The following is a 20,226-nucleotide window of genomic DNA, read 5'->3' as shown; positions in this document are numbered from 1 at the left end:
GAGCGCGGTAATGGCAACGGGCAAGCGCAGGCGCAAACCGGCAAGCAGGAAATCGGGCATCGGCCTCGGCTGGTGGCTGGCCGGCCTGCTCGGGGTAGGCTGGATCGTCCACGGATCCAACCCTGCACTCATGACGGGCCTCTACGACAGGGCGTCCACTCTGGCCGGCCTCGCGCAGCCGGATACCCCACCGGCGCGTTCGGCGCCGGCGCCGCGTGCAAGTGCCCAGCAGGCTTCGACATCGCCGCGGCCGGCGCCGCCGACACCGGACCGCAAGTCTGAGGTGGCCTCCATCGCCAACCCGGCAACGCCGGCAAAGCGTCCGTTGGTCGCAAGCCGTCCCGTGTTGAAAAGCGGGCAGCTACGGCTCCTGTCGGAACCGAAGGACGGTTCGACAGTCCGCGCCACCGTCGAGCCGGGCAAAGTCCTGCGGATCGTGGAAAGCAAGGGGGAATGGCGCCGCGTGGAAGCCGGGATCTTTACCGGTTGGGTCCGCGCGGCCAGCCTTGGCCGCAACGCGCCGGCCGCGATGCCGACGGCGATGCGGCCGCCGTCCATGCAGGCGGAAAGGGCAGACCGCCGCCTTGTGCCGCCCGCTACGGTCGACGGGCGGAATTGACGGCGGGAGACGGCAGGGACCGCTCCCGCCAGTCGCTGTCAGCTTCGGACGCTGTTGCCCCGAATCGCACGTGCGATCGCTATGAGGATACAGGCTCCGACGAAGCCCGCGACCAGATAGCCGAGCCACCCACCGAACGAGATGCCCAGCAGCCCGAACAGAAAGCTCGCCACCGCTGCGCCGATAATGCCCAATATGATGTTCATGAAGACGCCGGTATCGCTCTTCATGAAGATCGTCGCCAACCATCCGGCAATGCCACCGATGATGATGGCTGCTATCCAACCTACGCCGTCCATAACTCGTCTCCTGACTACACGGTCGATGCGATGGAAGGTGAAGCGGCGCACCGTTCGGTCAAGCAGGGTCGGCGAAAAATCGCCGCTGAGCGCGCCGATCACGCATTCTTCAGGGTTGGGGCGTTGCCTCACGACAACGCCGACCGGCGGTCCAGGGCGCTTTTTGTCGTTGCGGCCTCGATGCAGTATCGTTCAACCGAAGGTCGCCCATGGTGACTCGCAGCCCCGACACGACCGTCCAGGAACGCCCCGCATGAAGAGCCTGTCCCGGCTGATCGGCTCCCGCCGACCGGATCGCCGCCCGCTGAAACGCATCGTGCTGCCCGAACCGCAGGGCCCGGTCTATGCGGTCGGTGACGTCCATGGATGCCTCGATGCGCTGTTGACGTTGGAAGACGAAATCTTCGCGGACTCCGCCCACTTTCCGGAACCACGACTTCTGATCATGCTCGGCGACTTCGTCGACCGTGGCCCGGCCTCCGCCCAGGTCATCGACCACCTCATGCAGCCGATGCCGCAGGGCTTCACCCGCCTGTGCCTGGCCGGCAACCACGAGCTGGTCATGCTCGACTATCTCGAAGGTCGCAGCACCCTGGAGGACTGGCTGCGTTACGGCGCGGATGAAACGCTTGCGTCCTATGGCATCGATACGGCGCAGATCGCGGCCCTTGGGCAGGGTAACGCCGAACGCGACATGCTGATCCGCCAGGCGATTCCCGTTGCGCATCTGCAGTTTCTTCGCCAGCTGGCGATCATCGTTGAAATGCCGGGCTTCGCCTTCGTGCATGCGGGGGTCATGCCCGACACGCCGTTGGCGCGCCAATCCGACTGGCAGCTCGCCACGGTGCGGAAGTCCTTCGCGGAGAAGGCCCATCTGGCCGAGCGTGTCGTGGTGCACGGCCATACGCCGGTGGAGCAGCCCCTGCATGCGAAGGGCAGGGTCAATCTCGATACCGGCGCCTGTTTCACCGGCCGGCTGACGGGCCTTCGGCTGTGGCACAACACGGGCCGCTTCCTGTCCAGCCGGCCCGGCGGCGCCGTGCGCCCCGCCGGGCGGATCTGACGACGTCAGGTCCGGTCGCTGTAATAGGCGCCGTAATGGCCGGCATATTGTTCCGGCCCGGCCGAAGAGCCATAGAGGCCGAGTTTCTGCATGTCGGTCTTCGTCAGGATAACGCCGGCTGCCTTCGACCCGATCTCGCGATGCGATTCCAGCGAGCTGCGCAACAACTCGCGCGGGGTGCGCCCCCATTCGGCGACGATGATGAAGGCATCGCAGATCGGTTCGAAGGCCCGTGCATCCAGGAGCGCGCCAAGCGGCGGAAGATCCACCACGACATATTCGAAATGCTCCTGAGCCTCGCCGATCAGCGTGGCCGCCTTCGCACCCGCAAGCAGCTCCGCCGTGGGGGTAAAGTTGCGGCGCAGAACGGATGGCAACAGGATCGTCTGCGTGTACTTGTCCTGCAGCAGCGCTCCGTGCCAGGGCGTCGTGCCGGCCAGGACGTCGACCAGGCCCGTCTCCGGAGGCCGCAGAAGTGCGCGGCTTAGGCCGGGGTTGCGCATATCGGCATCGATCAGCAGGGTACGCCGCCCCGAAGCGGCCAGCAACGCCGCGAAATTGGAAGCGGTGGTGGATTTGCCCTCGCCCGGCAGCACGGAGGCGAAGCCGATCACCCGGGAAGCCTTGTCGGGCAAGGCCGCGTCCACCATCATGCGCGCATGGCGCAGGCTTTCGGCCGTGCTGGAGCCGGGCGCCATCGCGGCGAAGCGCATTTCCGGCGGCATCAGGGCTTCCCCCTCGCCGCTGGCCGCCGATTGGGCCGCCGCGGCGGCCACGACGCGCCGGTCGAAATACGGCAGATAGCCGAGGAACCGCAGGCCGAGTTCCGGTGCGATCTGCGCGCCGGTGCGGAAGGACCGCTCGCGGAACTCGCGCAGACCGGCCACCGCCGCGCCGCCCATCAGCCCGAGCACGAGCGCGAGGGCCATCGTCATGGTCTTCCGGGGGCTCGACGGGCTGACCGGATTGCCGGCCGGCGAGATGACCCGCGCCTTGGCGATGGGGAAGGACTGGTGCTGCGACGCCTCCTCGTAGCGCGTCAGGAAGGTCTGGTAGAGCGTCGACAGCGTATTGGCCTGCTGCTCCAGTTCCCGCAGGCGCACCATCGCGGTATTGGTTTCGGGCACCTGCCCGGTCAGGAGGTTCAGATTGTCGCGCAAGGATTGCTCGCGTGACTGCGCCACCTCGAACTCGTTGCGATAGCTGTTCGTCAGTTGCTGCAACTCGCGGAAGATCTGCTGCGTCAGCTCGGCTTCCTGGCGTGCCAGCGCTACCGCCTGCGGATGTTCGGCGCCGAACTGTTCCTCGATGGCGGTCTTGCGCTGCGCCACCTGCAGGTAACGCTGGCGAAGATCGACGATGGTCTCCGTGCCGGGCTGCTCGGCGCTGGAGATGGTCGAGTTCTGTACCGCGTTCTCCGGCCCGGAATCGACGATCGACTGGAACTGGCGATAACGCGCCGAGGCGCGGGCCGTCTCGGCCTGCGCCAGGATCAGCTGACCGTTGAGTTCGCTGAGCTGCTGCTCGGAGATCAGTTCGCCGCGCGCCGCGGTCAGGCCGTTCTCGGCCCGGAAACGCTCCACCGCCAAGGCTGCGGCCTGCGAACTCGTCCGCAACTCCTCCAGCCGCCCCTGCAACCATGCGGTGGCCTGCTGGGTCGCCTCGAAATTCGCGTCGAGCTGGTCCGCAAGATAGGCGGCCGCGTAGGCCCGCGTGATGTCGCCGGCGAGGATGCGGTCGTTGGTGCGGTACGATACCTCGATGACGAAGCTGCGCCCGACGCGTTCGGCGGTCAGCCCCGATTGCAGGAGGTACTGCGCCTTGCCGAGCCGGGCATTGGCCGCCTCGGCCTCGGTCAGTTCGGGCGGGGGCGAAACCATGGAGACGACCCGGCGGAGGCCGGACTTGATCCAGCCGACGAAGGATTGCGGCGGGTTCAGGAAAGCGTCGTTGTCGTCCAGGTTCATGTTCTGCGCGACGGTGCGGGCCAGGCGCGACGAGCCGAGGATCTCCACCTCGTTCAACACCACGGAGTCCATCTGCAGCGGATTGCGCGACTGGGGCTCGTCCTCGGCGAAACGACTGAGATTCTGGTCGAGCAGAATACGTGTGGACGCCGTATAGACCGATGGAGCACTGACGAGATAGAGACCGCCCAGCACGAGGCCGGCCGCTCCGCCGATGGCGGCCAGCTTCCAATTGCGCCGGACCATGCCAAGGAGGCGGTCCAGGTCGATGAATTCGTCTCTGCGATCGTCCATTCCAGACAGCGCCTGCACCTTGCCGTGCATGGGGAAATGGTTCTGGTTCATGATTCCGCCAGCGCCTTTTTCTTGTTCTGTTTCATCCGCGCCTCAGCCGGTTGCCGGACGCGCCAGCCGTTGCAGGCGCGCGGCGATGGGCATGCGCAGGTGAGCCAGCGCCATGGGGTTCGCCAGGCCCTGCCTGAGGGCTCCGACGATGGATCTGTCCTTGATGTGCCGCACGACCTCCAGGAAGGCAGCCGCATCGTCCAGGCTCTTGCGATGCGCCGCCATTGCGGCGCTCTCGGGGCCGGACAGGCGATGCGCCGCCAGGAAGGCCGCGTCGGCGGCGATCAGCGCCTCGACGTGATGGGCATGCAGGACGCGCGAGATCGAGCCCTGGCGCACGGCATAGACATAGCCGGCCTCGGGCTCCACGACGCACCGTCCGCCATGGGCCATGGCGCTGGCCAGGAAGATGAAATCCTCGCCGATCCGCAAGCCGTCCGGATAGCGGATACCATGCTCCAGCACGAAGTCGCGTCGCAGGATCGGCTTCATGTAGCCGAAATTGAAGCGGCTGCGGAACATGCGGTTGGACAGGATGAAGGCTTCCAGCGAAATGTCCGGCGTGCGACGCAGGAGCGCTTCGGGAAACATCGGGTGCGAGCGCCCGTTCTCCGCGATCTCGATGTTGTCGACCACGATCTCGGCGTCCATCCGCTCGCCTCGGGCGATCATGCGGGCAAGCCTGTCCGGCCGGACACTGTCGTCGCAATCCAGCACCGCCAGCCAGCGCCCGGTCGCCAGCCGCATCGCGGCGTTGCGCGCCGCGCCCGGCCCGCCGTTCCGGTCGAGCGAAACGATCTTGATCCGCGCGTCGCGCAGTGCGCGCGCGGCATCGGCCGTACCGTCGCCGGAGCAATCGTCCGCGACCACGCATTCCACCTCGACGCCCGCTTGCGCCAAGGCCGAATGCAGGGCCGCGGGCAGCGTGTCGGCAGCCTTCCACGCCGCGATGACGAAGGTGACGTCAGGCTGCATCGGGCGTCTCCCCCGCAGGCTGCGCCGTGCCGTAATGCTCGCTTTCGCGCACGCCGAGAAGGCCAACCACCGCGCCCGCATGCAACGTACCGCGCAGGGCATGCCGGCGGCTGGAGGCCGCAGCCGGAAACGTCGCGGCGGCCATTGCCCAGCACCACCCCGCCTTGGCGGCGGCGCGCGCCATCTGGGCCGCCTGGCGGGCCGGCGATCCCGGCCCGATGACGATACGCGCATGGGTCTGCCCCATGCGGAACCGTCGGCGCGCGAGCCAGCCGAAGGTTGCGCGGGCCTTCGGCACTCCTTCCGAGACGAGGGCTTCCGGCGCATAGGCGATGCGCCCGCCGTCCCGGGTCAGTCCGGTGAAGAAGGCCGTATCCTCGCCGCCCGTCCGGCCGAGGGAAAGATCGAAGCGGCGTCCCGCCACGCTGGCGGCCTCGCGGTCCAGAAGGACGTTGCAGGTGTAGCCGGTCAGGATCCGTCCATCGACATGGACGGGCAGGGTCGAATGGAGATCCGCTTCGCGCATCCAGCGCGGCGCATCCTCGCCATACACCGCCTCGACCGGGCCCAGCACCGCCGCCGCGCGCTGCAGGCGCGCGACGTTCAGAAGCGCCGCGATCCAGCTCGGATGGGCGGTTTCGTCATCGTCGATGAAGGCGATGTAGCGTCCCGCCGCCGTATCAAGGCAGGCATTGCGCGCGATTGAGATGTTGCCGGCCGGCGCATGGACGTAGCTCACGCGATGGCGCGACGAACGCGCAAAGGCGTCGACGCGCGGCCGGGCGGTGGGCTCCGTGTCGTTGTCCGCCACGATGACATGCAGCTCGACGCCGTCGGGCACGGCAAGCCCGTCTATCGATGCCAGCGCCTCGGCCAGTTCAGGCCGGCGGAAGGTGCACAGGCCGATATCGACGAGAAGACGGTCCCCAGAGCGCTTCCCGTTCATGCCGGCACCTCGCGGCGGCGCGCGGGCCGCAGCAGCGCCGCCCAGAACCCGGCGGACCACGCCGTGTGCATGACGACTGCCGACAGGCCGGCCAGCATGCCCTCGCCCGGGCGGCCCTGCCGGAAACCCAGTGCCGCGCCGTAGGCGAGGCAGAGCAGCAGATAGCCGAGCGCCGGCACCGCGAACACCCATGCCGCGGGCGCCAGAAGGGCCATCGCCAGCACCGGCGCGACGAGGACCGGGACGAGCTGGCGCAGGCGCGGTCGGCCGCGGTGCTTCATGAGGTTCATCGCGCGGCCCTTGCCATAGCCGAAATACTGCCGTGCGAGGGCGCGAAAGCTGGCGCGCGGATAATAGGTCATCCGCGTCCGGCCCGTCATCCAGATGCGATAGCCGGCCGCACTCAGGCGATGATCCAGTTCGGCATCCTCGTTGTGGCTGAAGCTCTCGTCATAACCGCCGACGGCCCGGAAGGCGGATATGCGCATGGCGGCATGATGCCCATGGTCCACGAAGGCGCCGCCGCCGCCGGCCCGGTGCGCCGACCCGCCATTGCCGAGGCGCGAGTTCTGCGCCAGGGCGGCCGCGCGCTGGCGCGCGCCCTTGCCTTGCGTCACCATGGCGACGACGACGGAATCCGCCCCGGTCGCCTCGGCGTCGGCCAGCACGCAGTCGACGAAGTCGTCCGGATAGTCGCCATGGGCATCGATCCGCATCAGCCAGTCGAAACCGTCGCCATGGCGTGCGACCGCTTCGTTGATCCCGGCGCTCTGGATGCGGCGGGCATTGTGGAAGAAACCGATCCGCCCCCCTGCGCGCTGTCGAAGACAGTCGAGCGTGCCGTCCGTGCTGCCGCCGTCGGCAACGACGATCCGCGCATCGAGGCGGGCCGCTGCGGCATCCAGGCGATCGAGCAGCGGGCCGATATGAGCCGCTTCGTTGAGACAGGGCACGACGATCAGGCAACGCATCAGCCTGCAGCCTCCATCATCGCGCGGCCTTTGGGCCGCACCTCTCCGGGCAGGGCGACGAGCCGCTCCACCAGGGCCGCGCATTCGCGCGGGCCGCAGACCCAGAAGGAGCGCGGACGGGCGGTCACCCGGGCACGCTCCGCCGCATAGCCTTCATCGTCCAGCGGCAAGGCCGCCAGCAAGGCCTCCGGCGTCGCCGCGTCGAGGCGGATGCCGATGTCGCGCCGTGCCAGCGTACGCCCGGTTTCCGTGGCCGACAGCGCTATCGGCACCACGCCATGCAGGCAGCTCTCGTACAGTCGGTTGGGCAGCAGCCAATCGGAATTCAAACCGGCTTCTAAATAATCGATCGCCCAGGCGAAGTGAACCTCGCCGTAGATTGCGGACAGGTCGTCCGGGTTGCGATACGGCCCTTCGAAGCGGATGAAGGGTTCTTCGGCGATGCGGCCATGGAAATCGTCGAACTCGCGCAGGGCCGGCCGGCCGCGCAGCACGACCTCGATGCGGCCTTCGGCCATCCGCGTCAGGCGAGACAGGATGTCCAGCGACTTGCGGCAGCGCAGGGCGCCGAACCAGCCTATCGTCCACGGCTTGCCGGCAGGGGGGGCATGCGGCACGGCATCGGCCGGCACGTGCCCGGCGCCGAGGTCCAGCACCTTGTTCTCGAGAAGCAGCGTCGGCAGGGTCAGGCCCTGTCGCGGCTCGAAATACTCCCGCACGAAAGCGGGCGAACTCGTCATCAGCAGCGCCGCGTCACTGGCGAGGGCTCGCTCGGCGGCGCGCATCGCCCGCCCCTTCAGCCCGTCGCCGAGAAGCAGGCGATGGATATCGAGGCTCTCGTAGACGAGCGTGGGCCGCGGCCGGTGAAACCTTGTCGCGCGACGCGCGAGGGCAAGCATCTCCAGCGTGCGGGCAACGATCACGTCCGGGCGCGAAAGATGCCCGAGAGACCGTCGCAGGCGCAACGCGGCGGTGGCCACCATGGCCAGCCTTTGCCGGAAGTCGCCATCGGCCGTCGCCCCGAGCATGATCGGCCGGTCCGCGCCAAGGCGCGCCGGCACCTCGCCACGGCAGAAGCCCGCCGTGTCGACGCGCGCACCGCCTGCCTCGAGCATGGCGACACGGCGTGCGACGGCCGGGTCGGAGAGATCGTGGACGAGATAAAGGATCGTAGGCATGCCGTGCGGACCCCGTGCAACCTGCAGATTGGAGGCTAAGTCTAAAGTTGAGGCTTTGCAATAAAATTGCTGCACCACAGCATTTTCGCAGAAAGCCTATTGCGCGTCGGCCTCGTCGATCCGGCAAACGATGGAATCCGGATACTGGCAAGCCTCACCTTGCGCGGTGAAGGATACCCTGTCGACTTCCATCACCTTGCGGCCCTCGTCCTCGAATGGGCCCATCCAGCCCGTCAGGGTGTCGCTCCCCCAGAGTGCCAGATAGATTTTCTGGGCATTCTGCGGCAGCTTGGCGGGGTCGTCGGCCTTATGGACCAGTTCTCCGTTGACGAACCAGCGGATACGGTCGGGCTCCCAGACAAAGGCATAGTCGTTGAAGGCGGTGTCCGCGCCGCCGGCGACATCCACCAGTTTCTCGTTGTTGCCGACGCCGTCGACATACTGGTTCAGCTGGACCTGCGACGGATCCTTGCCAAGGAACTCGAAGTCGATCTCGTCGTGGGGCTTGCCGTGGGTCGGGCCGATATAGGTGAACAGAGACGAGTTGAGGCCGGAGCCGGCAACCGGCTTCATCCGGACTTCGTAGGTCCCGTACTTGAATTCGCCGCGGGTCTGGATCTCTCCGCAGGCATAATCCCTGTCCCCGGCCCGGCGCTGTTCGAAGGCAAGGCGCAACGTGCCGTCGGAAATGCCGACCTGCCGCTTGGACCAGGTACAGTTCTGGTGATCGCCGTTGGCCCAGCCATCGGAGACGTACCAGCGCTTCAGGTCCAGCCGGTCGAAATCCTCCACGAAGGAGGTGCCGTTGCCGTCCGCTCCGGCCGCCAGAGCGACGGTCGGAGTGGCGAGGATCAATGCTGCGAGCGCGGGGATGCGCATGGCGCAGGCTCCTTGTCTGGCAGGAACGCTCACCCCTCCCCGGTCGGGCCAACCGCTCCGACGGCAAATCCCATGCCGTGGAAATATGCGGGGTAGGCCTTTCCCTCGGGCGTGCCTGCTGCCTCGTCGAGATGCAACCGGGAGCTGTCCTCGACCTGCGGGTTCGTACCGAAAGACTGCGTCTTGTGGTTCATGTGCGTTTTCATCACGCCACCTTATCGTTTGCAGTCCGTCGGCCGTTCGTGCAGGCAGGATAACCCGCCATGTTGCGGCGCGGCGGACATCACTCGCCCGCGAATGCGGGCAGATTGTGACAGGAGCTGTCACGGCGAAGCGTCGTGCGGTGCGGAAGATCGTTATATTTTCGCCTGGATGCAACCCTTGATTTCGCCAACATTGTCATCGGACACAAGGCCTGCAACAGTTTGATGCGCCGCAACAAGAGGCTGCGCAGATCGCCATGGAAAGGGTTGGACGTGTCATCGGTAACCGTCGTCATACCGTTCTACCAGAAGCAGTCGGGCATCCTGTCCCGGGCGCTCGATTCCGTTTTCGGGCAGGTCGGTGTCACACCGTCCATCATCGTCGTGGACGACGCCTCGCCCGTTCCGGCGCAGATCGAAATCGTCTGCCGACCGCCATCGGAGCAGGCGCGGGTGACACTGGTGCGACAGGCCAATGCAGGGCCCGGCGGCGCCCGCAATACGGGGCTGGATCGGGTGCCTGGCGACACGACGCATGTCGCCTTCCTCGATTCGGACGATGTGTGGCACGCCGGGCATCTCGCGGCCTCGCTCGACGCCATGGACAGGTTCGATGCCGATTGCTGCTTTGCAACGATCACCGGTGGAGACGACTTCGGTTATCATTCCGCCGTCGACGCCCTGGAGGGCAGGTCCGGCTTCACCACCCTGTCGAACGCACCGCTGATGCTCGTTGCGGACGGGCTTGCCTCCCGCATGCTGGAGGATTGGTCCTACCTGCACCTGTCCTGCATGGTCATGGGGCCCTCGGTGTTCCGCACCGTCCGGTTCGATCCGGAACTCAGACTGGCGGCCGAAGATATCCTCTTCATGAACGAGAGCGTGTCGGCGGCGCGGCGCACGATCCTGTCGGGACACACGGGCGCAGTGCGGGGCGAGGGCGCGAATATCTTCCACGGCATAACGAACACGGCGCCGTCCTATCTGGCACAGCAGTTCAACACGTTGCGCGCGCTGAAGCTCTTGTCGCAGCGCGCCACGCCCGACGAAGAAGGCTCGGCCGCCCTTGCCGGCCGCTCGGAACGGGCACGCCGCGAAGCGCTGTGGGGACAGGTCGCACGATCGAGGCGCGGGAAGGCGCCGCAACTCCGGCTGCTGGCGCGCTGGGCCCGGACCGATCCGGCCATCGTACGAAGCGCAATCAGCCTTTGCCTTTCGAAACTTCGCAAGACCTGACCGAGCTCAGCCGACGGGCCACCCCTCGGAAAGCTGCCTGTGACGCGGCAGCTCGGCGGGGCGGCGGTCCAGGCGGCGAAGAAGCGTGTCCAGCTTGTCGGCAGCGATACCGGTGGCGATGCCCGGCAGGGTCCGGGGCCGGAAGAGACCGGAAATTCCGGCCCGCACGAGACCGCTCGCGGCCTTGTCGTCGAGGAACCGTCGCAGCTCGTATCGCCTGCGAATATGTCCGGCGTGCCGCGACAGGGCATTGCGCACATCCGCTTCCATCGGCAGGCGGAGCAGCGCGAGGTCGGCCTGCCACAGAAGCCGAAGGTCCTCCGTCCGATGGCGGCCGCTCAGCGAATCGGTGCGCACGATGGCGGCATAGCCGCAATTATGCACGACCTTGTACCGGGCCCCGGCCAGCAAGGCGCGGACATAGAACTCGTAATCCTCGCCGAGGCGCAGTTGCTCGCGGTAGCGCAGTCCGTGAGTGTCCAGGAAGCCCCGCCGCATGACCGGCTTGAGGAAACCGATCTCCCCGCGCGAGCGGCCGCGCCGGGATATGTTGCCGTCGACGAAGCCGGCTGCGTCCAGGGTACTTGCCGGGCGCGGGCTGGCCGCGATCGCAGGCAGAGGGTCCAGTGCGCGGTCCGCCGGCACGAAAAGGATATCGTCGGCGGCGAAATCCCAGCCGTCTTCGTCGAGAATCGCGTCGAAGCGACCCGGCAACAGGAAATCATCGGCGTCCAGAATGGCGATCAACGGCGACGACGAGGCGTCGATCGCCCTGTTGCGGGCGGCAGCCGGACCGGCGTTGACGGCTTGCACCAGCACGGTCAGACGCCCGGACCCGTCGTCCGCGGCACGCGCCGCAGCCGCCGTATCGTCGGAAGATGCGTCATCGACGACGATGACCTCGCCGACATTGCGGTCGGCCAATGCGGATATGACGGCCCTGGAGATCGTTGCGGATGCGTTCATCGCAGCGATGATGACTGCAACCTTCAACCTGTCTTCCATAAGCGGGTCCCGCCTTCAGCTTCCGTAATCGTCTTCAGCCAAAAGGCTGACTTGGAAACGTGGCGAGTTCAAGTGCCATGCCGATCAAGGCCGGAATGACGACTTAGAAATGATTGTGAAAAACGTCGGACCCGACCTTGCCGGCATCGGACTGGGCATCATGACGGCGACCATCTTCAGCTACGTTGCCCGACCGCCACACAAGAAACAGTACGCCTACGAAGTAACCAACCTGAATGATGACTGCGCACACAAGGGTCTGCACGAGCGTCGTCCAAACCGAGCCCGTCAGCCAGTAAATTGCGATGGCGAAGGCCGTGAGAGCCAGCAACATGCCACGTAGAAAAAGAACGAAGGACATGACTATAAGACCATCATCATGGCGAAGAACGATGCAAGTTCAACATCTGCGCCGCTTTCCTTGAGCCTTGCAGGCCCTGGCTGCTCCCGGCAGCGCGGCTGTTTTCCTCAACAGAGGTCTTCTAAGGTTAGTAAAGAAACACAAGTTTTAGCTCAATATGCTCCATCTCTAAGGCCAAACGCGCCACAGATCAATATGGATGCGGTCCGATAATCAATTTTTGGTAGCATTTTTTTCGCGGCGCACCCTAACCGATTTAATAAGCGACCGTTCGCAATCGTGATCCACCCGTGAATGTCATGTAGATTTTTTCCGGGGCAAAGTATTTTTTCAGAATATACTTACACTGCGTTTACGCTGGACACCCACTTTCGATGGGTGACAAAAAATTGTCAAATTCTTCGCCCTTAACGACGCGCCTTGACTGATTTTTAGCCATTCCAACAGACGCGAATTGGCATTCTTCAACTGGTGGGATACCGCCGCGCGCCACGGAAAACGCCAACAGAATTATGGTCTTCCTGAAAAATTCGATCCAAAGCGCAAATGTCTGGTTGCACTGCAACATGTTTCGCGTATGCTTCCTGTGCTCGTCATCCTCGGTTCGGAGTTTGCAACATGCGAACGGCTGATAGGCTCCTAAGCAAGCCCGCACGTCTTTTTGCGCGGTCGGAGGGGCAGACGCCGCCTATCGGCGGCGCGATCAAGCGGACATTCGATCTCACCGCGGCGGTCCTCGCCCTGATAATTCTGGCGCCCCTGTTCTTCCTGATCGGGGCCCTCGTGAAGGCGAGCGACGGCGGAAGCATTCTGTACGGCCACAAGCGGATCGGTCGAAACGGCGAGACGTTCCGATGCCTGAAGTTCCGCACCATGGTCGAGAACGGCGACGAGGTGCTCCAGCAGCATCTTCGCACCGACCCGCAGGCCCTGGCGGAATGGACCGCCACGCGCAAACTCCAGAACGATCCGCGCGTGACGCGCGTCGGCCAGGTTCTGCGCAAGCTCAGCCTGGATGAGCTGCCGCAGATCCTGAACATCGTGCGCGGCGAGATGTCGGTGGTGGGGCCGCGTCCCGTCGTATCCGAGGAACTCGACTATTACGGACCCGCGGCCGAATTCTACCTGGCGTCCCGCCCCGGACTGACCGGGCTGTGGCAGGTCAGCGGTCGCAACGACGTATCCTACGCGGCGCGCGTCGCCTTCGACACGCATTACGTGCAGAACTGGTCGCTTGCGACCGACCTTGCCATCATCATCAAGACGGTTCCGGCCGTCGTCGCGTCGCGCGGCAGCTACTGACCGCGCCTCACGCGGCATCCGCCGGCCTGCCATCGGGCATGGGCCGGCACTGGAGGCTTTTCTTGACGCTCCGACCCTTATCAATCCGCCTGGCCGGCGCGCTCGTCGCGGCCGGCATATGCTTTCCGGCCGGCGCCCAGGACAGCGGCGACGGCTACCGCCTCGGCGCCATGGACAAGCTGCGCATCCGTGTCGTCGAATGGCAGAGCGCGGAGGGTGCGGTCCGTGACTGGAGCGCCCTCGGCGGCGACTACCTCGTCGGCCCGGACGGGTCCATCTCCCTGCCCTTCATCGGACAGATCGAGGCCGCGGGACGCACCCCGGCCGAGATAGCATCCGTAATCGGCGAAGACCTTCAGCAGACGCTGGGCCTCATGGACAGGCCTAACGCATCGGTGGAACTGGCCGAGTTCCGTCCGGTCTTCGTGGCGGGCGATGCGCAGAATCCCGGCCGCTACCCGTACGATCCGGATCTGACGGTCCTCAAGGCGGTCAGCATCGCCGGCGGCTTGCGCCGCGCCAACGATAGCAACATGCGCCTCGAACGCGACGTCATCCGCGCCACGGGCGAGCACGATGTGGTGGCGGCCAATCGCAACCGCCTGATCGTCAAGCGGGCGCGGCTGGAGGCGGAAGCGGCCAACCGCACCGAGTTCGATGCCCCCGCCGAACTGAAGGACCAGCCGGACTTCGCGTCCATGATCTCCGACGAGACGGCCATCATGGAGACGCGTCGCAAGCGGCTGGATCTTCAGCTCGAGGCGCTGGACGATCTGAAGCAGCTTCTGACCAACGAGGTCGAGGCGCTGCAGAAGAAGATCGTGGCGCAGAACCGCCAGATCGAGCTGACCCGCAAGGAGCTCAGCGACATCGGCGACCTGTCCAACCAGGGCCTGGTGGTCAACTCGCGTCTTCTCTCCGTCGAGCGGACCATGGCGGAGCTGGAAACGCGCCTTCTCGACTACGAAACGGCATTGCTGCAGGCGCGCCAGGAGATCACCAAGGCACAGCAATCGGCCACCGACCTGGAAAACGACCGTGCCGCGGAAATCGCCCGGGAACGCCAGCAGGTAGAGGCAGACATCCGCGCAGCCGACCTGCAACTCGCCACGAACCAGAACCTGGTTTCGGAGGCGATGATGCAGGCCCCCGTGGCCAATGTCGGCCTGTTCAACGAGAATGTGCGGATCGAGTACAAGATCGTCCGCACGGTCGACGGCGAGCCGCAGGAGCTCGCCGCAGAAGAGAACACGCCTGTCCTGCCGGGCGACGTGGTCAAGGTCGCGCTTGCGGCGATCCCCGTAAACTGACGGCAACGCCATGCGCATCGCCAGGGCATGGCTGATCGATCCGGAACGCAACGGCCTCTATGGCGTCGCCGCGATGACGCTATCGGTCTTCGTTTTCGCCTACTCGACCCTTTTCGGCCAGATCTCGATCCTGGCCTATTATGCCCTTTGGCTGCCGCTGGTCTTCGTGGATTACCGCAAGGTGCTGGGCACCGTCGTGCTGGTACCGTGGATCGTGGCCTTCGTGGCCGTCGCGCTGCTTTCGACCTTCTGGTCCGACGCCGTCCCGACAACGGCGCGGGCCAGCGTCCAGTTCGCCACGCACGCTCTCTGCGCCCTGATCGCGGTCAATACGCTGTCCGTGCGGAACCTGACGCGCGGCATCGTCATCGGCGTCACCCTGGTCTTGGTCTACTCGTTCCTGTTCGGCCACTACAGCTACGATGCCCTCGACGGAACCTACAGCTTCGTGGGTTCCTTCTCGTCCAAGAACCAGCTGGGCCTCTATGCCTCGCTTGGCGTCTATTTCGGCCTCGCAGCCGTGTTCATCCTGAAGGAACGGGGCTTGTGGCGCGTCGGCTGCCTCGCGGTCGTGCTGTTCTCGGCCTATGGGATGGTCGCCTCGCAGTCCGCCACATCCATCCTGGCGACGGCCGCCACGATATTGGCGACCTATGGATTCCGCGTGCTGCTCGCCTTTCGTCCAGGCCACCGCCGCGTCATCCTGATCGTCGCAGTCGTGGCCGTTGCGGCGCTCGTACCGATTTTGGCCGGCGCCGGGTTCGCCGACGCCGTGCTGGGCATCTTCGGCAAGGATTCCACCCTGACTGGCCGAACCTATCTCTGGGCGCAAGGCATTGCCGCCGGCAACCAGAATCCCCTGGCAGGCACGGGCTACTACGCGTACTGGGTCCAGGGCTTCCCGGAAGCGGAACGCCTCTGGTACGAGTTCTACATCGCCACCCGAACCGGCTTCCACTTCCACAACACCTATATCGAGCTGTATGTGGAGCTCGGCTTCATCGGCCTCGCGGTGATGACGTTCTTCCTGTATCGGACGCTGTTCGGGCATCTTGCGGCGCTGACGCGGGATGCAAGCAACCCGACCGCTCACCTGATGTTCGGCCTCGTCACCATGTTCGCGATTCGCTCCTTCGTGGAGATCGACATGATCACGCCCTATACGATCGGGGCTTTCCTCATGTTCTATGCCGCCGGGCTTCTGGTGAAACGGCGGCGCGCTGCGGCGGCCGCTCCAGTTGCGGCGGCCAGGACGGCACGGAGCGGCCCGCATTCAGGAGATACAGAAGCGGCTGCGCCCGCCGGATGACCTGCAGCGCCACGACCGAGGTCGCCAGCGCGGCGAAAGGCAGCCCGAAGAACATGATCGGAAACAGGTCCGATCCGTAATTGCCGAAAGCCCTTCGCAGCACGATCTGCCCGAAGTCGAACAGGATCGCGTGGCTGCAGAAGGCGAAGAAGACATAGGGCTCCAGTTCGCGGCACAGCTTGCCGAAGCGCAGCGTTGCCAGAAGGCTTGTCAGGCGCCATATCGCGGCAGCCATGGCGAAGCGTAGCGCGATGTCGAACGCGGTCGATGCATCTTCGCTCCACGCGACGATCGAGCCTTCGTTCAGGCGGACGACCAGGAACACGGCGACGATCGGCAGGAGCGCCAGAGAAAGCGGAGCGGCGATCCTGTCGAGGTCCCCGCGCGACAGGCCCCTGTCCCTCAGCCACAGTCCTGCAGCAAAGAACAGCATCAGCGGCGGCCTTTGCAGAACGTGGAGCGGCTCGCCGAAGAACGCGAAGACCAGCAGGGCGCCCGCCGTCGCCAGCGGCGCCCGCCGCAGGCCCGCCAGCAGGATCGGCGTGAACAGGCAGCACACGAACAGGTCGCGCAGGAACCACAGCGGCACGACCATCGGCCATTCCGTGATGGCGAGGAAGTCGTTGGCAAGCCCCATCGCATCCAGCGCCGGAAGCTTGTCCCATTTGCCGGACAGAAGGCCATATCCCACGATACAGGCCAGCATGACCGCATTCCACGCGACAAGCGGCACCAGAAGCGTCTGAGCCTTGGAGCGGTACAGCGGCAGTGCGCCCATCTTGGCGATGGTCGATACGATGAGATAGCCGGAAACGATGCTGAGAAGCGCGACGGAGCTGAGGCCCATCACGCGCGTCAGCAGAAAGTAGACGATGTCGAACACGCCTTCCGCTGGCCGGGCGTTCACGTCATCCGCGACGCCGGCCTGCACGTGCACATACATCATCATGAAGATGCAGACAGTGCGCGCTATGCGGATGCGGTCGGAATCCTGCGGGTCCAGGCGCAATGCGCCGGATACGTACGGTGCCGGGAAAGCCATCCCACGGTCCCTCCTGTTCGGAACGTGCGTCCCCGGCGCTCGACAGGCGATACGCGGAGGGAAGACTGGTTCGTCAGTTGGGGCGGCCCATGCATCGAGGCAGGCCGCGCGAAACGGTCGGCTCATCGACCGTTTTTCGTAAGGTGGCCTGAGTATGCCCGATGAAATGTGGCATCGCAATGCACAATCACTAATTGATGTCGCAAGCGTCGACCACGCGCCGGGCCACACTCCCGAATACGGAACGGTTCCAATTCGCACGCGCATGTTCTAACCCTTGAGGCAGTGCGCCAATCCGGTCCATCGGCGGCGTTCGAATGGAATGGGAAGCCCTTGCTCGATATGCCCGAAGGCCAGAACCGCCCTGCCGGCGATACACCCCGCGTTGCGCTGTTCGTCACATGCCTCGTCAACGTGATGCGCCCGAGCATCGCGGAGTGCACGATCGCCCTGCTGGAATCGGCCGGGGCACGGGTGGAGGTGCCCCTGGCGCAGACCTGCTGCGGCCAGCCGGCCTTCAATTCGGGCGACCAGGCCGGCGGCGTGCGGATGGCCAAGCACCAGATCGCCCTTCTGGAAGAATACGACTATGTGGTCGTGCCCTCCGGCTCCTGCGGCGCGACGATGAAGCACGAATGGCCGAAGGCGCTGGCGGCCGAGCCGCAATGGGCGGCGCGGGCGGAAGCGCTGGCCGCGCGCACCTACGAGATCCTGACATTTCTCAGCGACGTCATGGCCTTCGTTCCGAAGACGCCGCCGCTGGCAACGAGCGCCACCTATCACGATACCTGTTCCGGCCTCCGGGAACTCGGCATCCACGACCAGCCCCGGCGGCTTCTGGCCGCGGTCGAGGGGCTGGAGATGCGCGCCCTGCCCGGGGCGGACGTCTGCTGCGGATTCGGCGGAACCTTCTGCGTGAAATATCCCGCCATCTCGAACGCCATCGTCGGCGAGAAGGCGGATGCGATCGAGGGTACGGGCGCCGCGATGCTGCTCGGCGGCGATCTCGGCTGCCTCTTGAACATGGCCGGCAAGCTGCAGCGGCGCGGCTCTTCGGTGCGGGTCTTCCATACGGTGGAGGTTCTGGCCGGCGCGTCCGGCGGGCCGGCCATCGGCGAAAAGGGAGACGGGCGATGAGCGATCTGGCGACCCTTCCGCCGTTCAAGGCGCGGGCCGGCGAGGCGCTGGCCGATGCCTGGCTGAAGACGGCGATCGACCGCACCACGGGCACGGCGCGCACCAAGCGCGCGGCCATAGTGGGCCAATGGCCCGATTTCCAGGTGGCGCGCCAGCGCGGCAAGGCCATCAGGGACCATGTCGTCGCCAATCTCGGCCACTACCTGGCCGAGTTCGAGCGAAATGCGATCGCCAGCGGCGCACATGTCCATTACGCGTCCACCGCGGACGAGGCGGCCGACCTCGTCGTGCGTCTGTGCAGGGACGCCGGCGCACGCAGCGTCACGCGCTCCAAATCCATGCTCGGCGAAGAAATCGGGCTGCCGCATGCCTTGGCGGAAGCCGGCATAGAACGTGTCGAGACCGACCTTGCCGAACATATCGTGCAACTGGCCGGCGAGCGGCCCAGCCACATCATCTGGCCGGCGCTTCACAAGACGCGCGAGCAGATCTCTGAATTGTTCAAGGCGGCCCACCACGACCCGCACGGGGAGGAGACGCCGGAGGCGATGGCCGCCTCCGCGCGGCGCTTCCTGCGGGTCAAATTCCTCGACGCCGATATCGGCATATCGGGCGCCAATTTCCTCGTCGCCGACAGCGGCTCGGTCTGCACGGTCACCAACGAGGGCAACGCGGAAATGACGACGACGCCGCCGCGCGTGCATATCGTGACGGCCGGCATCGAGAAGCTGATCCCCTCCGCCGCCCATGCGGCCACCATGCTGCGCCTGCTCGTGCGCTCGGCCACCGGCGCGGCGCTGACGCAGTACACGACCTTCCATACCGGACCGAAGCGACCGGGCGACCTCGATGGGCCGGAGGCCTTCCACATCGTCCTCGTGGACAACGGTCGAACCCGCATGCTGGCCGATCCGGAGTTGAAGGACATGCTCCGCTGCATCCGATGCGGTGCGTGCATGAACCACTGCCCGGTCTTCAACCAGATCGGCGGCCATGCCTATGGCGGCACCTATCCCGGGCCCATGGGTGCGGTCCTGACGCCCGTCTTCGACGGACTCGAGAAATCGCGCGAGCTGGTCGGAGCCTGCACGCTCAATGGACGATGCCGCGAGGTCTGCCCCGTCGACATCCCGCTTCCGACGCTGATCAAGGGCTGGCGCGACCGCAGCTGGCGCGAGGGGCTGGAGCCGCCGGCCATGCGCGGCGGCGTCAAGGCATGGGTATTCCTGGCGACCCATCCACGCCTGTATCGGACGGTCGCACGCCTCGGATCGCTGGCCCTGCGCATCCTCGGACGCGGCAACGGCCGCATCCGGCGTCTTCCGCTGGCTGGCGGCTGGACGCAGTTCCGCGACATGCCCGCCCCTGACGGACCGTCCTTTCTGGCAAGCAGGGCCGCGCGTCAGAGGAAAAAGCCATGAGCGCACGGCAGGACATCTTCGAGCGCATAGAACGGGCAAGCGGCCCGAAACGACCACCGGAAGAGATCGCCGCCGAAGCCCTCGCACTCCTTGCCGACCCGCAGGCCGTGCGCCCGCCCACCCCGGATGGCGACGTCGGAACGCGGTTCATGGACGCCGTCGCGCGCCTGCCGCCCGGCGCGTCGGTGGAGCGGATCGACGCCATGTCCGCCCTGCCCGCTGCCGTCGCCCGGCGCCTTTCCGCCATGGGCCTCGAGCCGGCCCTGAAAATACAGCCGACCGAAGAATTCCAGGTGCTGGACTTCAACGCCGTCGGTGTCGGCCTGCGCGACGCCGTGGACGACCGGACCGCCCTTTCGCTGGCAGAGGCCGCCATCGCCGAGACGGCCAGCCTCGTCATCCGCTCGGGTCCGCATATGCCGATCCTGGATGCCTTCCTGCCGCTGCACCACCTGGTTGCCGTCAGACGGCGCGACATCCTGCCTTATCTCGACAGCTTCCTCGACCGCGCCGACCTGGCGCGCAGCCGCAATGTGGTGATCGTGACGGGACCCAGCGGCACGACGGATATCGAAGGCAGCCTCGTGATCGGCGTGCACGGCCCGGCGACGCTGCATATCTTCGTCGTGGACGAGGGCTGAACCACCGCCATGTGGAC

General features: G+C 65.9%; 19 protein-coding genes and 1 pseudogene. 9 read left to right on the top strand and 11 right to left on the bottom strand.

Annotated features, from left to right (window positions below; genetic code table 11):
* Positions 1-10: 10 nt before the first annotated feature.
* Positions 11-619 carry an SH3 domain-containing protein gene (locus NDN16_RS10380; RefSeq protein ID WP_251113550.1) on the top strand — a complete coding sequence of 203 codons (609 nt, stop codon included), beginning with the start codon at positions 11-13 and terminating at the stop codon, positions 617-619.
* A 38-nt stretch (positions 620-657) separates the two neighbouring features.
* Here the strand turns inward: NDN16_RS10380 and NDN16_RS10375 are convergent, their stop codons facing one another.
* A complete protein-coding gene (locus tag NDN16_RS10375; RefSeq protein WP_251113698.1) occupies positions 658-918 on the bottom strand; it encodes a GlsB/YeaQ/YmgE family stress response membrane protein in 261 nt (86 codons plus the stop codon).
* Positions 919-1,171: 253 nt separating this feature from the next.
* Here NDN16_RS10375 and NDN16_RS10370 point away from each other — a divergent pair, with 253 nt between their 5' ends.
* Positions 1,172-1,981, top strand: a complete 810-nt coding sequence (locus NDN16_RS10370) for a metallophosphoesterase (protein ID WP_251113549.1) — start codon at positions 1,172-1,174, stop codon at positions 1,979-1,981.
* Between the two features lie 5 nt (positions 1,982-1,986).
* On the opposite strand, the gene NDN16_RS10365 is transcribed toward NDN16_RS10370, so the two are convergent.
* From NDN16_RS10365 to NDN16_RS10335, 7 genes are all read right to left on the bottom strand, one after another.
* A complete protein-coding gene (locus NDN16_RS10365; protein WP_251113548.1) occupies positions 1,987-4,293 on the bottom strand; it encodes a Wzz/FepE/Etk N-terminal domain-containing protein in 2,307 nt (768 codons plus the stop codon).
* Positions 4,294-4,335: 42 nt separating this feature from the next.
* Positions 4,336-5,268 carry a glycosyltransferase family 2 protein gene (locus NDN16_RS10360; RefSeq protein ID WP_251113547.1) on the bottom strand — a complete coding sequence of 311 codons (933 nt, stop codon included), beginning with the start codon at positions 5,266-5,268 and terminating at the stop codon, positions 4,336-4,338.
* On the bottom strand, positions 5,258-6,214 hold the full coding sequence (locus NDN16_RS10355) for a glycosyltransferase (RefSeq protein WP_251113546.1): 957 nt from the start codon (positions 6,212-6,214) through the stop codon (positions 5,258-5,260). The genes NDN16_RS10360 and NDN16_RS10355 overlap by 11 nt, the downstream gene beginning before the upstream one ends.
* On the bottom strand, positions 6,211-7,185 hold the full coding sequence (locus NDN16_RS10350) for a glycosyltransferase family 2 protein (protein WP_251113545.1): 975 nt from the start codon (positions 7,183-7,185) through the stop codon (positions 6,211-6,213). Before NDN16_RS10350 ends, NDN16_RS10355 begins: the two co-directional genes overlap by 4 nt.
* Entirely contained in the window at positions 7,185-8,363 is a 1,179-nt protein-coding gene (locus NDN16_RS10345) for a glycosyltransferase (RefSeq protein ID WP_251113544.1), read from the bottom strand. Before NDN16_RS10345 ends, NDN16_RS10350 begins: the two co-directional genes overlap by 1 nt.
* 96 nt (positions 8,364-8,459) lie before the next feature.
* Positions 8,460-9,242, bottom strand: a complete 783-nt coding sequence (locus NDN16_RS10340) for a glycoside hydrolase family 16 protein (protein WP_251113543.1) — start codon at positions 9,240-9,242, stop codon at positions 8,460-8,462.
* 29 nt (positions 9,243-9,271) lie between these two features.
* A complete protein-coding gene (locus NDN16_RS10335) occupies positions 9,272-9,436 on the bottom strand; it encodes a hypothetical protein (protein WP_251113542.1) in 165 nt (54 codons plus the stop codon).
* A gap of 282 nt (positions 9,437-9,718) precedes the next feature.
* On the opposite strand from NDN16_RS10335, the gene NDN16_RS10330 reads away from it, so the two are divergent.
* Complete coding sequence (locus NDN16_RS10330) at positions 9,719-10,681, top strand: glycosyltransferase family 2 protein (protein ID WP_251113541.1); 963 nt, start codon at positions 9,719-9,721, stop codon at positions 10,679-10,681.
* A 6-nt stretch (positions 10,682-10,687) separates the two neighbouring features.
* Here the strand turns inward: NDN16_RS10330 and NDN16_RS10325 are convergent, their stop codons facing one another.
* Positions 10,688-11,686 carry a glycosyltransferase family 2 protein gene (locus tag NDN16_RS10325; RefSeq protein ID WP_251113540.1) on the bottom strand — a complete coding sequence of 333 codons (999 nt, stop codon included), beginning with the start codon at positions 11,684-11,686 and terminating at the stop codon, positions 10,688-10,690.
* A gap of 103 nt (positions 11,687-11,789) precedes the next feature.
* Positions 11,790-12,047 carry an exopolysaccharide production repressor protein gene (locus NDN16_RS10320; protein ID WP_285292588.1) on the bottom strand — a complete coding sequence of 86 codons (258 nt, stop codon included), beginning with the start codon at positions 12,045-12,047 and terminating at the stop codon, positions 11,790-11,792.
* Positions 12,048-12,665: 618 nt separating this feature from the next.
* Here NDN16_RS10320 and NDN16_RS10315 point away from each other — a divergent pair.
* From NDN16_RS10315 to NDN16_RS10305, 3 genes are all read left to right on the top strand, one after another.
* Positions 12,666-13,349: a sugar transferase gene (locus NDN16_RS10315; protein ID WP_251113539.1), complete on the top strand. Its 684-nt coding sequence runs from the start codon at positions 12,666-12,668 to the stop codon at positions 13,347-13,349.
* Between the two features lie 62 nt (positions 13,350-13,411).
* Positions 13,412-14,659, top strand: a complete 1,248-nt coding sequence (locus NDN16_RS10310) for a polysaccharide biosynthesis/export family protein (RefSeq protein ID WP_251113538.1) — start codon at positions 13,412-13,414, stop codon at positions 14,657-14,659.
* A gap of 10 nt (positions 14,660-14,669) precedes the next feature.
* The gene (locus tag NDN16_RS10305) at positions 14,670-15,968 is read left to right on the top strand and encodes an O-antigen ligase family protein (protein WP_251113537.1); all 1,299 of its coding nucleotides are present in this window, start codon (positions 14,670-14,672) and stop codon (positions 15,966-15,968) included.
* Positions 15,969-15,990: 22 nt separating this feature from the next.
* Here the strand turns inward: NDN16_RS10305 and NDN16_RS10300 are convergent.
* Positions 15,991-17,010 (bottom strand): annotated as a pseudogene (locus NDN16_RS10300) (acyltransferase family protein); the annotation flags it as partial.
* 342 nt (positions 17,011-17,352) lie between these two features.
* Between NDN16_RS10300 and NDN16_RS10295 the strand changes: the two are divergent.
* Genes NDN16_RS10295 through NDN16_RS10285 form a run of 3 tightly spaced genes read left to right on the top strand, consistent with a single transcriptional unit; the run spans position 17,353 to position 20,209 of the window.
* Entirely contained in the window at positions 17,353-18,147 is a 795-nt protein-coding gene (locus tag NDN16_RS10295) for a (Fe-S)-binding protein (protein WP_251113697.1), read from the top strand.
* Positions 18,144-19,568 carry a LutB/LldF family L-lactate oxidation iron-sulfur protein gene (locus tag NDN16_RS10290; RefSeq protein ID WP_251113536.1) on the top strand — a complete coding sequence of 475 codons (1,425 nt, stop codon included), beginning with the start codon at positions 18,144-18,146 and terminating at the stop codon, positions 19,566-19,568. Before NDN16_RS10295 ends, NDN16_RS10290 begins: the two co-directional genes overlap by 4 nt.
* Positions 19,565-20,209: a LutC/YkgG family protein gene (locus NDN16_RS10285; RefSeq protein ID WP_251113535.1), complete on the top strand. Its 645-nt coding sequence runs from the start codon at positions 19,565-19,567 to the stop codon at positions 20,207-20,209. Before NDN16_RS10290 ends, NDN16_RS10285 begins: the two co-directional genes overlap by 4 nt.
* Positions 20,210-20,226 lie beyond the last annotated feature (17 nt).

The sequence above is a fragment of the Aureimonas altamirensis genome, assembly GCF_023702225.1.
Taxonomy (GTDB): domain Bacteria; phylum Pseudomonadota; class Alphaproteobacteria; order Rhizobiales; family Rhizobiaceae; genus Aureimonas; species Aureimonas altamirensis_B.
The sequence above is the reverse complement of the archived record's forward strand: the minus strand, read 5'-3'. Positions and strand labels throughout refer to the sequence as shown.

Bases quoted from the DNA above. Each gene is read 5' to 3' on its own strand.
- NDN16_RS10380 (WP_251113550.1), top strand. From the start codon at position 11: ATGGCAACGGGCAAGCGCAGGCGCAAACCGGCAAGCAGGAAATCGGGC.
- NDN16_RS10375 (WP_251113698.1), bottom strand. From the start codon at position 918: ATGGACGGCGTAGGTTGGATAGCAGCCATCATCATCGGTGGCATTGCC.
- NDN16_RS10370 (WP_251113549.1), top strand. From the start codon at position 1,172: ATGAAGAGCCTGTCCCGGCTGATCGGCTCCCGCCGACCGGATCGCCGC.
- NDN16_RS10365 (WP_251113548.1), bottom strand. From the start codon at position 4,293: ATGAACCAGAACCATTTCCCCATGCACGGCAAGGTGCAGGCGCTGTCT.
- NDN16_RS10360 (WP_251113547.1), bottom strand. From the start codon at position 5,268: ATGCAGCCTGACGTCACCTTCGTCATCGCGGCGTGGAAGGCTGCCGAC.
- NDN16_RS10355 (WP_251113546.1), bottom strand. From the start codon at position 6,214: ATGAACGGGAAGCGCTCTGGGGACCGTCTTCTCGTCGATATCGGCCTG.
- NDN16_RS10350 (WP_251113545.1), bottom strand. From the start codon at position 7,185: ATGCGTTGCCTGATCGTCGTGCCCTGTCTCAACGAAGCGGCTCATATC.
- NDN16_RS10345 (WP_251113544.1), bottom strand. From the start codon at position 8,363: ATGCCTACGATCCTTTATCTCGTCCACGATCTCTCCGACCCGGCCGTC.
- NDN16_RS10340 (WP_251113543.1), bottom strand. From the start codon at position 9,242: ATGCGCATCCCCGCGCTCGCAGCATTGATCCTCGCCACTCCGACCGTC.
- NDN16_RS10335 (WP_251113542.1), bottom strand. From the start codon at position 9,436: ATGAACCACAAGACGCAGTCTTTCGGTACGAACCCGCAGGTCGAGGAC.
- NDN16_RS10325 (WP_251113540.1), bottom strand. From the start codon at position 11,686: ATGGAAGACAGGTTGAAGGTTGCAGTCATCATCGCTGCGATGAACGCA.
- NDN16_RS10320 (WP_285292588.1), bottom strand. From the start codon at position 12,047: ATGTCCTTCGTTCTTTTTCTACGTGGCATGTTGCTGGCTCTCACGGCC.
- NDN16_RS10315 (WP_251113539.1), top strand. From the start codon at position 12,666: ATGCGAACGGCTGATAGGCTCCTAAGCAAGCCCGCACGTCTTTTTGCG.
- NDN16_RS10305 (WP_251113537.1), top strand. From the start codon at position 14,670: ATGCGCATCGCCAGGGCATGGCTGATCGATCCGGAACGCAACGGCCTC.
- NDN16_RS10295 (WP_251113697.1), top strand. From the start codon at position 17,353: ATGCCCGAAGGCCAGAACCGCCCTGCCGGCGATACACCCCGCGTTGCG.
- NDN16_RS10290 (WP_251113536.1), top strand. From the start codon at position 18,144: ATGAGCGATCTGGCGACCCTTCCGCCGTTCAAGGCGCGGGCCGGCGAG.
- NDN16_RS10285 (WP_251113535.1), top strand. From the start codon at position 19,565: ATGAGCGCACGGCAGGACATCTTCGAGCGCATAGAACGGGCAAGCGGC.